The 13,044-nt window shown below is 32.8% G+C and carries 8 protein-coding genes; 2 read left to right on the forward strand and 6 right to left on the reverse strand.

The features are described 5' to 3' along the window. Window positions 1-139 precede the first annotated feature (139 nt). The 6 genes from P2W65_RS22460 to P2W65_RS22485 form a co-directional block, all read right to left on the reverse strand. Entirely contained in the window at window positions 140-913 is a 774-nt protein-coding gene (locus P2W65_RS22460) for a TlpA family protein disulfide reductase (RefSeq protein WP_289661480.1), read from the reverse strand. Window positions 914-1,038: 125 nt separating this feature from the next. Continuing rightward, entirely contained in the window at window positions 1,039-1,737 is a 699-nt protein-coding gene (locus P2W65_RS22465) for a DUF3592 domain-containing protein (protein WP_289661483.1), read from the reverse strand. A gap of 412 nt (window positions 1,738-2,149) precedes the next feature. After that, the gene (locus P2W65_RS22470) at window positions 2,150-4,210 is read right to left on the reverse strand and encodes a beta-N-acetylhexosaminidase (RefSeq protein ID WP_289661486.1); all 2,061 of its coding nucleotides are present in this window, start codon (window positions 4,208-4,210) and stop codon (window positions 2,150-2,152) included. A gap of 152 nt (window positions 4,211-4,362) precedes the next feature. Beyond that, entirely contained in the window at window positions 4,363-6,300 is a 1,938-nt protein-coding gene (nagB, locus tag P2W65_RS22475; RefSeq protein ID WP_289661489.1) for a glucosamine-6-phosphate deaminase, read from the reverse strand. A 112-nt stretch (window positions 6,301-6,412) separates the two neighbouring features. After that, window positions 6,413-7,981 (reverse strand): RagB/SusD family nutrient uptake outer membrane protein, encoded by a 1,569-nt coding sequence (locus P2W65_RS22480; RefSeq protein WP_289661491.1) that lies wholly within the window; start codon window positions 7,979-7,981, stop codon window positions 6,413-6,415. A 10-nt stretch (window positions 7,982-7,991) separates the two neighbouring features. Further along, window positions 7,992-11,021, reverse strand: coding sequence for a SusC/RagA family TonB-linked outer membrane protein (locus P2W65_RS22485; RefSeq protein WP_289661493.1), 3,030 nt, complete (start codon window positions 11,019-11,021; stop codon window positions 7,992-7,994). 272 nt (window positions 11,022-11,293) lie between these two features. Between P2W65_RS22485 and P2W65_RS22490 the strand changes: the two genes are divergently transcribed. Together P2W65_RS22490 and P2W65_RS22495 are read left to right on the forward strand one after the other, a co-directional pair. Continuing rightward, window positions 11,294-12,346, forward strand: a complete 1,053-nt coding sequence (locus tag P2W65_RS22490; protein WP_289661495.1) for a sensor histidine kinase — start codon at window positions 11,294-11,296, stop codon at window positions 12,344-12,346. After that, window positions 12,336-13,037, forward strand: a complete 702-nt coding sequence (locus tag P2W65_RS22495) for a LytR/AlgR family response regulator transcription factor (RefSeq protein ID WP_289661497.1) — start codon at window positions 12,336-12,338, stop codon at window positions 13,035-13,037. Before P2W65_RS22490 ends, P2W65_RS22495 begins: the two co-directional genes overlap by 11 nt. Window positions 13,038-13,044 lie beyond the last annotated feature (7 nt).

Genomic DNA, 13,044 nt, shown 5'->3' on the forward strand with positions numbered 1-13,044 from the left:
GATTTCTCCCTTCGGTCGAAATGACAAACTGTGCCTTTAATCTTCATTTTTACACATTGAATTAAAAATTCAACTATCTGGAAAATCTGCATAATTCGATATTAATTTCAACTACGCGAAAAATTCGAATAGTTCAAAACTAAAATTTACTTTCCTTCGCCAAAGCCACTTCTAAACTCTCAAAATTAGGCAGGACTTTCGAAATCAATCCTTCTTTGTTTAGAATAAAATGTGTTGGGAATGAATTTAGCTGTAAAGCATTATTCATATATTCTTTCATATCGGGAATTACAGAATACGACAAAGGTTTTCTGGATAAAAATACTTTTAATTGTTCTGGTGAATCTTCAGCTAAACTTATAAAAAGAATATCTTTTCTATCCTTATACTCTTCTACAAGTTTATTAACCTGTGGAAACTCTTTTATACAAGGTGTACAGTGAATGTACCAGCATTTAATTACAATTATTTTTCCTTTCATGGATTCGTTTGTAACCAGATTTCCATCTAAATCTTTAAACGAGAATTTAGGGAAAACTGTTCCTTCCATTTTATAATTTTTAAAAGCATCAAAACCAATTTGATTAATTGTTGCTTTTATACTGGTATCTGTTTTGGGCTGAATTTTGAAAAGTTTATAATAAAATACTGAAGCATCTGATTTTAATCGGATTGGAATGAAACTTCCATTTGCTAATTGATCTAAAAAAACTTCTTTGGAAATTTCTTTGGAAGAAGCATCAAGAGCTGTAAAATCTCTCGAAAGCATTATATTTTTATTCTGATAAACCGACCATTGTTCGTACGTTTTCTGAATTTGAACAGGATCAACTTCGGGATTTCCTAATTTATTTTGAGCTTGGCTTAATGAAAAGATAAAAAAGAATAGTATAAGGCTGAAAAGTTTCTGCATGAATTCTGAAAAATATATTGAAACCCAAAAGTAGTCAAAATTTTATAAGTCAATTTTAACTCAAAAGTTCGCTACTGCTCCTTCAGAAACAATAGCGAACTTAAAATATAATTTATATTATTACTTTAATTCTTGAGAACTGGTAAAAAAGAGATATCCATAGTATATTTTGCAGGATTTTCTGGATCAATAAAAACTCTAACGGTATCAGTTTTTACAAATTCTGTAGGATCAAACCAAATGTTATCACTTTTAAAAACATACAATTCATTGGTTTGTGGATCCTGCCATTGACTGTAAATCTGAAAAGGATTTCTACCATTTACTGTTTGACTGGTATTCAATTGTACTTGCGTAAATTTTGCTGTAATAGGTTTTCCTGTTTCGCGTAAATTTTTCGTTTTTTTATTTTTAAGCCAACGAAATAAAACTCCCAAAGAGCCTATTAAAAAGAAAACTGTTCCTACAACTCCTAAAATCAGTACACCGAGCCATAACGATACAAAACCTTTTATTTCTGCTTTATTAGGATTCGCTGGATCATAAAAAACCTCAACTTTCTCACCAACATCATAACTTGGCGGACTGCTGCTTATTGATGAATGATGCGTAATTGTCTGACCAGCTTTAGTTGTAAAAGAAACCACAGGACTATAAGTTGTTGATTCTTTAGAACGTTTAGGAACCAATTCTGTAACAGTTCCCTGCACGGTTTCTGCTTTCGCTAAAAAAGCTTGTTTGTCTACATAAAGATAAATTGCTCCAGCGATTAAGCCAGCGCCAACAAAGGAGAATACAAAATTAAAAATTGAAAATATTTTCATTAGTTATGGGTTAGATTAGTTGTCGTAAAAATAACGTTAAAACAGTTTCTTCCTAATAAATTGAACATTTTTTTAAACAAAAAAACCTGACAACGAATTGCCAGGTTTGAAAATGTCCTCCTCTAGGTAAAAACCAAATAACAAATTACCTAAAGTTGGTACATTGTTTTGAAATAAAATTTAGATTAAAAAATAAATAACCAAACTCAATTTTAACCCACCAAAAAATTTTACCTCACTTAATTTTCATGAACTTTGTTATTAACTCTTGAAAATATATTTGATTCCAGTTACCTAAAAATCTAACTGGAAAAATGTCTTTGTAAATATCTCTGCCAGAATATTCCAGGCAGAGATAAATCATTTTAAATTAATAAAGGCAATAAATACTAAACACTAATTCAAACTAATTTTACAATAATTTCTTCAAGCTTGTATAAACAGCCAGTTCTACATCTGCATGATCTTTTGTATTACAATCTTCTACTAACTTTTTCAAATTACCAGAAGTCGATTTATTATCCAAAACCAATAATAATTCCTGAGAAGCATCGCTTAACTTTTTAGACAATGGTAATATCGGCTGCACTAAAGGTGCATTTGCACTTAAATCCGTTAAATCTTTGTGCACTGCAATCCATTTATTAAAAAATGCTGCAACTTTGGCTTTATTCTCTGCTGATTTATTTGCCAAATACTGATTTACTGCCGCATCAAATGCTAAAGAATCTTTCGAATCTGGACCGCAAGCATCTGCGAATAAAGTAAACGGAGAATACATTTGATATTCTGTTCCGCCTTTGTTACGGGTATATCCTTTTAATGGTTCGCTTACGTAGGATAATTCTTCAAGTGCTTTAATATTTTGATTATTTGCAATGTTTCTTAGAATTACATCTTTATTACGGATATGTGTAATTCCTAATTCTTCTAATCGGAAAGAAATTGTTTCTAAACGTTTGCGCATATTTTCAACATCTACAACATCTTCGGCAGACCAAAGTCTTTCAGCTATTGCTGCTGTTCTTGGCCAAAGTCTTGAATCTATTGTTGTTGGCGTAACCAACTCTGTCCACATTGTTGCTTCACCACCTAAAATTCTTGCTTTCTCTTCAGCAGTTAAGTTTGCTCCTTTGGGCATTGGATCATTTAGGTAGTGACTTGCAATTGGATACATCAAATCAATATAATAGCCGTTTGACAAAACTGTTTTATATCCTTTTTTAACAGCATCTACTAAAGACTGTCCTGCTGCCATTCCTTCGTTTGGCCCTCTCCATGAATGCACAATAGCTTCTTTAGATAAATCTTTCGTTAATATTTCTTCCCAACCCATTAACTGTTTTCCGTGTTTTTTCAACATCGGCGCTAACTGCATAGTGAAATAGGTTTGTAATTCGTGATTGGTTTTTAAATTGTGTTTCTTTTTAAACTCTTGGATTTTCGGGTTGGCATCCCAATCTTTTCCTTCGTTTTCATCTCCTCCAATATGAAAATAAGCTCCTGGAAATAAAGGACAAACCTCATCAAAAATACCACTCAGAATTTGATATGTTTTAGGATTTGAAGGATCTAATGTTGGAGAAAAAATCCCAGCATTTCTTTCAATTCCATAGGTAGCAATTGCTGTACCTTGAATATTTTTTTCGGATGTCCCTCCTGTCAACGTAATCACTTTACTTCCAATTTCTGGATAAGCAGTCAAAATTGCCGATCCGTGACCTGGCACATCTATTTCTGGAACAATTAAAATACCACGCTCATCGGCATATTTTACAATATTTTTAATTTCCTCTTGTGTATAATAAAAGCCATCTGAAGCTAATTCAATAAGCTTTGTGTGTTTTTTCATTTCAATTCTCCAGCCTTGGTCATCAACCAAATGCCAGTGAAAGACATTCATTTTCATTGCTGCCAATGCATCTATATTTCTTTTAATCACATCAACTGGCTGAAAATGTCTTGAAGCATCAATCATTAAACCTCTCCAAGTAAATCTTGGGAAATCTGAAATTTTGGAAGCTGGAAAATAATAAGATGACGCATTGTTTTGAAGCATTTGCAATAATGTTTCTAAACCGTGCAAAGCTCCTAAATCACTTGAGGCATTAAGTGTAATTTTATTTGAAGTAACATCTAAATGATAACTTTCGTCTTCGTATAAACCAATTTTACCACTTTTAGTACAGTTGATTTGTAATTCTGCATTGGGAACTTCATTAAGTTTTGTAATAAAGCCTTGTTGAAAAAACATACCTGTTCTACCATCTAAACGGCGTAAAAAACGTGTTACTCCTCCATAAATTCTTGGATTTGGATTTCCCGTAATGTTTACTTTAAAACTTTTTGTTAAAGCAAAATTACCGTCATTAATAACAACATTTTGAGGCCAAGGCATAAGATTGAGCTGCTCTTTTTTAATCTGAGCGCTTGCAGATAAGCCCGCAAACAATAGTACAAATAGATATTTCATTTTTTCTTTTTTTTTGTTGGATAGTTTAGTATCCCTAAATTTATTAAAAAAACAAAATTCAGATCAATTTATGCTCTACCTCACATTCGCAATGAGATTAATCTGAATTTTGTTATTCGATTCATTTTGAAAATGAATCATCAAAAAAATAGTTAGTAATCAAAACGTTTAAAAGCTTCGATAGCTTCATATTCAGCCAGACCTAATTCATCATACAAAATAGCTGTATTTTTATTTCGATCTTCGGCTCTTACCCAAAATTCTCTTGAGTCATTTCCTTGAAACATAACTCGGTCTTTCTGCGATTGATGAAACAAAATAGCATGACGTTTTAACAAAACTTCTGATGGACTTAACGGAACTGCCATATCAATTTCATGAATATCCCATTCGTGCCAAGCTCCTCTGTAAAGCCATAACCAGCAGTCTTTCATGTAAGATTCTGGTTTTAGTTCTTTTAAAGCAGCGAATATCGCGTTCAAACATACTTCATGTGTACCATGAGGATCTGCAAGATCTCCAGCTGCAAAAACCTGATGTGGTTTTATTCTAGCAATAATCTCTTTTACAATTTCAATATCTTCCTGACCTAATGGATTCTTTTTAACCTGTCCTGTTTCATAAAAAGGAAGATCTAAAAAGTGCGTATTTTCATCTTTTAGTCCAATGTATCTTGTTGCTCCATAAGATTCCCTTCTTCTAATAAGTCCTTTTAATTTTCGCACTTCCAAAGAATCAATTTGATTTTCTGATTTATTATTAAGAAAATCGATAACTGATTTGAAATTGATGTCCGCTTTACCTTCGCCTACAAAATCACTCGCTACTTCAGCAAATTTTAAAGCTTCTTCATCCGAAACTGCAATATTTCCAGAGGTTTGATACACTACATGCACATCATGGCCTTGTTTGATTAATTTAGAAAAAGTTCCTCCCATAGAAATCACGTCATCATCTGGATGCGGACTAAAAAGAATAATTCTCTTTTTTGCCGGATTTGCCCTTTCAGGACGATGCGAATCATCTGTGTTTGGTTTTCCTCCTGGCCATCCCGTAATAGTATGCTGTAAGATATTGAACATATTGATATTCATATCATAAGCAGAACCTTCCTGTGCCAAAAGATCAGACATTCCGTTGTTGTTATAATCACGGTCAGTCAATTTTAAAATAGATTGTTTTGTTTTTTGACACAGCCAAACAATCGCTTTACTCTTCATTTCTGGAGTCCAAAGACATTCACCAACTAACCAAGGCGTTTTGAAACGAGTTAGTTCTGAAGCAGCAGACTGATCTAAAACAAACGTTGCATTGGCATGATTTTGTAAAAATGTCGCTGGAATTTCTGAACTAATATCTCCTTGAATGGTTCTTTTAATGATATCTGCTTTATTCTGTCCCCATGCCATCAAAACAATACGTTTTGATCTCATAATTGTTGAAACTCCCATTGTAATGGCACGTTTCGGTACATTATCAATACCATTAAAAGCAGATGACGCATCAACTCTCGTAATATGATCCAGGGTAATAATTCGAGTTCCGGAATTGATGTGTGAACCTGGTTCGTTAAAACCAACATGTCCAGTACGTCCAATTCCTAATAATTGAAAATCAAGGCCTCCTGCATTTTTAATATTCATTTCATAATCGATACAATATTGATTGATTTCTTCAATTGCAATTGTACCATCAGGAATATTAATGTTTTCTGGTTTGATATCAATATGATTAAAAAGATGCTCATGCATGAAATAGTGATAACTCTGATTGTTCTCTTTCGTCATTGGATAATACTCATCCAAATTAAAAGTGATTACATTGCTAAAACTAAGTCCTTCTTCTCTGTGCATTCGCACCAGTTCTTCGTAAACTTTTATAGGAGAAGAACCTGTAGCCAATCCTAAAACACAAGCTTTATTTTTCTCCTGTTTAGATCGAATTAGCTGCGCAATTTCCTGTGCTACAATTACAGAAGCTTCTACAGAATTTTTGAAAATTTCGTTATGAATTTTCTCAAAACGAGTTTCTTCAAACTTACCTGCGCTTTTGTAACTAATATCAGGTTTTATATCTAAAGCACCTTTCATTTCTTTTCTTTTTTGTAGTAATTATCATTTTGATTTTAAGAATGGTATAGACAGCAAACACCGCCTATACCATTACTACTAACCAAACTTACTATTCTTGTTTATCTTACTATTAGAAGTTAGCTCCTGTGGTATCCCACCAAAGTCTTGTAGCTCCATTATCTGCCCCTCCGAGTACTGCAACACCAGACTCAACTCCTTTTGGATTGTTTGCAACTTCAGATTGCGCAAATGGTAATCTTCTAACTCCTAGTTCTGTACTGATTACGCCTCCACTTCTATTATTAGCAATTCTAAACAATTTTGGATATCCTGTTCTTCTAAACTCAGACCATGCCTCTTGCCCATCAGGATAAGTTGCAATCCATTTTTGAGTAATGATTTTTTCAAGGTTTTCTTCATTAGTTGTTCCCCATGCTACCGTAACTTTTGAAACTGCGGGAGTATTATTTGCGGGGAATAATGGATCTATATAATCTAATGGTTTTTTAGTATTATCTGCTGCATAAGCAGATGCTCCGCTAACACCATTTTCTTCAAAAGATGCTGCAATACCAGCTTCATACAATTCTTTACCAGTTCCTCCCATGTTCCATCCTCTCAAAGCCCCCTCAGCTCTTAAGAAATAAACTTCTGCAGTAGTCATCCAAGTAACTTCACCTGTTTTAGTTCTAGGTCCTGTCTGCGAAAATTTAGCATAAGTACTTCCAGATGGATAAGTTACTCCATTTCTTACTGAAGCGTACTGTCCAGGAGTAATTTCTGATGTATTCCAGTATTTAGCAATACGAGGATCCTCATAACCTCCTAAAATAGACTGCATATCTGCCCCCATAAATAAACCAACCCAAGAGTGGCTCATTACATCGATAACATTAAGATCGACAGGAGATTTAACTTTCATCACATCACCATTAACCTTAAAAACACCAATTGAATTACTAACTGCTTTTTCAGCTTCAGTTTTAGCCAAAGCAGGATCTACCTTAACTACACGCATTGCTAATCTTAGGCGAAGCGAATTAGCATATTTAACCCATTGCGTATAATTTCCAGCATATAATGATAAATCTGTTCCTACAAAACTTGAATCTTCATTCGCATTTACTCTCTTAGTCAATTCGGCAACTGCAAAGTCTAAATCTTTAAACATTTGCGTGTAAATATCTTTTTGAGAATCGTAAAGAACCGCTCCTAAATCACCAAACTTAGAATAAACTGCTGGTCCGTACATATCTGTAATACGCTGCATCTGCGCTACTTTTATAATTAATGACCATGCATAAAATTGATCAAACTTACCTTCTGCTCTTTGTTTTACTTTATACATATTAGAAATAACATCGAGGTAAGCTGTATCCCAAGCAAATCCATTCCAGCCTGGATTTAAAGCATAATCATAATTATTTGTATTTCCAAAAGGAACTGGAGTAATCATGTAACCCGACCAGCCATCAGCTTGCAAACTTTGCTGTATTTGATATTGCCAAGTAATGTCTGAAATATAAATTCTGCTGAACGAAGGCTTAAATAAGCTTTTAATATTGTTATAATCTTGTTCTATCTGCCCTGTGGTAGCCCCTTCAGGGTTAGTATTTATCTCCTCAAAATTATCTGTACAACTAAACGCTGCAAGCAAAGAGAAGCATATTGCTGTTCTTTTTAATTTATTTATTGTCATGATTGTAAGATTAGAAAGTTAAGTTTAAATTTAGACCGATACTTCTTGTTGATGGCAAACCAAATACATCAACTCCTTGTAAACCTTCTCCTGTACTTAATGCCACATTTGGATCAAATGGTGCATCTTTGTAGATAAAGAACAAGTTTCTTGCGATTAATGAGATAGTTGCAGATTGTACGAATGGCAATTTATCTTTTTTGAAAGTATATCCTACAGAAACTTCTCTAACACTAACATTAGTAGCATCGTAAACATACTGACCAGATACTCCATTTCTACCAGCTGTTTGAGTATAATAATCAAAAGCATCCATTGTCGTTATTGGAGTTCCAGTATTTGCATCTACAGCATTAATTTTTACACCTCCTGCATTTCTTGCATCACCAGTAGCTTTAGAAACTCCATTATAATCATTAATTGCTTGAGTTAAGCTTAAAACTTCCCCACCAAAACGTCCATCAATTAAAACATTTGCAGTAAATGATCCAATTTTAAAAGTATTAGACCAACCTAACATGAAATCAGGATTTGCATTACCTACTTCTTCCCAATCAGTTCTTTGGATAATTCCGTCACTTACTAATATTCTTCCTTGTGCATCTTTCTTAAAATTAACTCCCTCTATTACTCCAAATGGCCTTCCTTCGATTAATGCAAATCTGTAAGTATTCGATCCTGGATCTGTAAGGGTTATTCTTCCTCCTTCACCTTGATCTGCTGGAATATCATTTACTCTACTTTTATTTTGAGAATAGTTTAAACTTGTATTCCAAGTAAATTTTTCATTTCTGATAACATCTGCAAATACAACAGCTTCAAATCCTTTATTAGTAATACTACCTGCATTGATAAGGTAATTTATATAACCATTTTGATTTGTTGAACTTGCCGGAATCGTCATTAACTGATTTTTAGTTTCTGAATCATAATAAGACAATTCTAATCCAAATCTATTATTTAAAAATCTCCACTCTGTACCTAACTCAACTTCTGATTTTAATTCAGGTTTTAAGCTAGTCCCTGGTATTGGGCCGTTAGCTCCAACAATACTACCTGCAACAATAGTAACTGTAGGATTTGTAATAAATGCCGAAATATCATTACCAACTCTTGCATAAGTAGCTCTAAGTTTTCCGAAACTAATTGCTTCTGGCATAGTAAACATATCACTAAGAATACCAGTCAAACCAATAGAAGGATAGAAATAACTTGGAGTATCAGTATTGCTTAAAGTAGATGACCAATCATTTCTTGCCGCTGCGTCTAAGAATAAATAATCTCTATATCCAAAAGTAGTAGCTGCAAATACTGATTGTACTTCTCTTTGATATGCAGTTTGTACATTACCTGTATTATTAACAAAATTTCCTAATGTGAAAATATTAGCATACACTAAACCTCCTCCAATTCCTGAATCAAGATTAGTACCAGCACTTTTACCATTATTAATACTTGTACCTATTGTTCCATTGAATGAAAAATCATCTGATATTTTTGTATTAATAAGACCTATTAAATCTGCATAATTTTGAGTAGTTATGAGAGTTGAATTAATAAATCTACCATTTGTATGAACTAATGAAGTTGCAGAACTGGCAAACATTTCTTTCTGAAAATTCCCTTCGCTTCTGTTATAACTGTATCTTGAAGTTAAATGAAACCAATCTGCTATTTTATAATCTAAAGCAATAGAGCCATTGAAGAAATTATTAGTGTCAACTGATTTTTGTTTGTTTATTTGCCAGTATGGATTCTCATTACTTTCGTTTACTGTAGCAAAACCCGGATAGTTTTGAACCATCATATTTCTTACTGAACTATAAACTTCATATGATTTTAAATCATTTAAGCTAAAAGCCCTTGGATGAGAATAAACACCACTAATTGGATTAAAATACAAGCCATTAACTGGTCTATTATTTATTTCCTGTAAAACATAATTACCTGTCACTGCAACACTCAACCTATCTTGAAAAAATTTACCAGTTTGGCGAACACCAAAATTATTTTTCTTTAAATGATTTTCAGGCATAATTCCCGAAGCATCTGTATTTGCATAAGTTAAACTAGTAGAATTACCTTCAGTCGCTTTTGAAAAAGACATTGAAGTAATTTGAGTAATACCTGTATTAAAGAAATCTTTAATATCGCCTTCTACTTTTTGTTTCGCTCCCCAAGATCTTGGATCCCCATCATTTGACGTATAATCAGACTGAAATTTTGGTAAATAAGCGGCAGAATCAAAATTTGTTACTGAGTTAACATTAAAAGTTTCAGAACCTACTTTAGCTTTTTTAGAAGACAGTAAAATTACACCGTTTGCTCCTTGAGAACCGTACAATACAGAAGCGGCCGCCCCTTTTAGAACTGTCATTCCTTCATAATCATCTGGATTAATTAATGATGTAATATCTCCTCCATCACGGTTACCTCCCGCTAAATCTCCAAACGTACCATTTGGCTGAGCTGCTCCAGAGCTAATCAAAGGAATACCATCTATAACATACAAGGGCTGATTGTTCACAAATGACGAATTACCACGGATTACAACCTTTGTCGAACCACCAACTCCTGAAGAACTTTTTGTTACTGCAACACCAGCAATTTTACCTGCAACAGTGTTTATAAGGTTAGCATCTTTTACACGAGTTAACTCTTCTCCTTTAAGTTCTTGAGCTGCATAAGTCAAAGATTTTCTCGTTTTCTTTATCCCTAAAGAAGTTACCACAACCTCGTTTAATGCATTTGATGCTCCTTGAACCATTTTTACATTAATTGTAGCAGCATCTCCTACAACAATTGTTTGAGTTTCCAGTCCAACATAAGTAAAAACTAAAGTCTGACCTTTTTGAACTTCGATTGAATACAATCCGTCAAAATCGGTAGTTGTTCCCTTTTGACCTCCTTGTACTGCAACAGAAGCACCTGGTAATGGCATACCATCAGAATCTGTAATCACACCCTTGACACTTTTTACTTGTGCAAGCGAAACCTGCGCCGTAAAAACAATCATAAAGATTAAGAAAATTTTTTTCATGTTTATTTTATTTTGTTAGTTATGAAGTAAAATTATTCTTAAGACATTGTTAAAAAAAATAAATTAAACCAACGACAATAAAATTTAAACCAACGACATAAATCATTCAATAATGCGTTTTACGAAAACGTTCTATTCAAAAAATAAAACATCATTTAAGTTTATTTGGGAAATTTTATTCAAAAAAATTGCGACTTTGCCTTTAATTGTTTAAAGTTGCACAAGATTTGATTCTTGTTAAGAAAAATCTAAAATCCCTAATCAGTAACCAATTGAAAGAAATAAGAAAAGTTAAGTTTAACATAAAACTGCAAAATCACATTTGGTTTTGGGGAGTGTATTTTACTTTGAATTTTTTAAGATGGGGAGCTTACTTTAATGATTATCCCTACGCTTTCAAATCAAACTTAATTGAGTTCTCTTTAGTGATTCCTTTGGTATATCTGAATTTATTTGTTTTGGTTCCAAAGTACGTATTGAAGCAAAAATATATTACGTATACATTTCTATTGCTTCTTAGCCTATTTGCAATTTATTTAGCCAAAACTGCCCTGACCTATTATATAATATCTGAAAATATTTGGCCAGAAGCCAATAGAGAATACCATCCTTTTGAAATCAATCATATTGTAGCTGTTTGCATTGGAGAGCTGTATGTTTTGGCAATGGCATCTTCAGTATATCTTACTTTAACTTGGCTGAAAGAACGAGAAAGAAACAGATCGCTGCGAGAAAATCAGTTTAAAATCAAATTAAAATATCTCGAAAACCAAATTCAGCCCCATTTTTTCTTTAATACCTTAAATAATCTATACGCGCTTTCATTAGAATCTTCCAAAAAAGTCCCTGATGTTATTATCAAACTTTCTAACTTAATGGAATATGTTCTTTATGATGTGAAAGGAACCAAATTTGTTCCTTTAATAAAAGAGATTGATTACATTCAGAATTATATTGAAATCGAAAAACTGCGTTTTGAAAATGTAGAAGTAACTATAAATCTGGAATCGAATATTGAAGATGTAGTTGTACCGCCCTTAATTTTTATCTCATTAGTTGAAAATGCGTTTAAACATGGTGGCGTAAACAATAAAAATTTAAAAATTAAAATCAATTGCAAAGTTATCGACAACAAAATTCTTGATTTTGAAATCTTAAATAATTTTGTAATTTCACAAAATGATACCTCTAAAAGAGGAATTGGTTTAGTTAATACAAAAAAAAGATTGAAACTTATTTATAGAAATAATTTCAGTCTTAAACAAAAAACTAAACTAAATTTCTACATAACCAGACTACAAATACCTACTCAGAATGAAGATTAAATGCGTGTTAATTGATGATGAGCCTTTAGCGATTAAAGTCCTGCAAAATTATTTTACCAATTTTACAGATTTTGAAGTTATAGCAACATTCAATAACTCTTTAGAAGCGCTGGATTTTATCAACAGTACTCCTGTCGATGCCGTCTTTTTAGATATTAACATGCCCATGATGACTGGTTTTGAATTGATCAGCCTTGTTGAAAATAAAACCAAAGTAATTATCACAACTGCTTTTAGAGAATTTGCTGCCGAAAGTTATGATCTTGATGTATTAGATTATTTAGTAAAACCAATTCCGTTGCCAAGATTTATAAAATGCATCAATAAAATCACAACCGAATACAATCTCAAAAACAATATTAAAGTCGAAACTGCAAAAGGTGACTCTCATATTTTTATCAAAGTCGATAAAAAAATGATGAAAATTAATATTGAAGAAATTTTGTTTGTCGAAGGAATGAAAGAATACATCAAAGTTGTCACGCCAGACAAAACCTATATTACCCACAAATCTTTAACCTCTTTATCCGAAGAATTACCCGCAGATCGCTTTCTTAGAATACATAAATCTTACGTTATAGCCTTAAATAAAGTAAAATCTATCGAAGGAAACCGTGTTCAAATCCAATCTTACAACATTCCGATAGGCAGAAACTACAGTAAAGATGTTAAAAATAAAATTTTAGAATAATTCATTT

Origin of the sequence: Flavobacterium panacagri, from assembly GCF_030378165.1 — a bacterium.
Lineage (GTDB): Bacteria > Bacteroidota > Bacteroidia > Flavobacteriales > Flavobacteriaceae > Flavobacterium > Flavobacterium panacagri.

Bases quoted from the DNA above. Each gene is read 5' to 3' on its own strand.
- P2W65_RS22485 (WP_289661493.1), bottom strand. From the start codon at position 11,021: ATGAAAAAAATTTTCTTAATCTTTATGATTGTTTTTACGGCGCAGGTT.
- P2W65_RS22495 (WP_289661497.1), top strand. From the start codon at position 12,336: ATGAAGATTAAATGCGTGTTAATTGATGATGAGCCTTTAGCGATTAAA.
- P2W65_RS22460 (WP_289661480.1), bottom strand. From the start codon at position 913: ATGCAGAAACTTTTCAGCCTTATACTATTCTTTTTTATCTTTTCATTA.
- nagB (WP_289661489.1), bottom strand. From the start codon at position 6,300: ATGAAAGGTGCTTTAGATATAAAACCTGATATTAGTTACAAAAGCGCA.
- P2W65_RS22480 (WP_289661491.1), bottom strand. From the start codon at position 7,981: ATGACAATAAATAAATTAAAAAGAACAGCAATATGCTTCTCTTTGCTT.
- P2W65_RS22470 (WP_289661486.1), bottom strand. From the start codon at position 4,210: ATGAAATATCTATTTGTACTATTGTTTGCGGGCTTATCTGCAAGCGCT.
- P2W65_RS22465 (WP_289661483.1), bottom strand. From the start codon at position 1,737: ATGAAAATATTTTCAATTTTTAATTTTGTATTCTCCTTTGTTGGCGCT.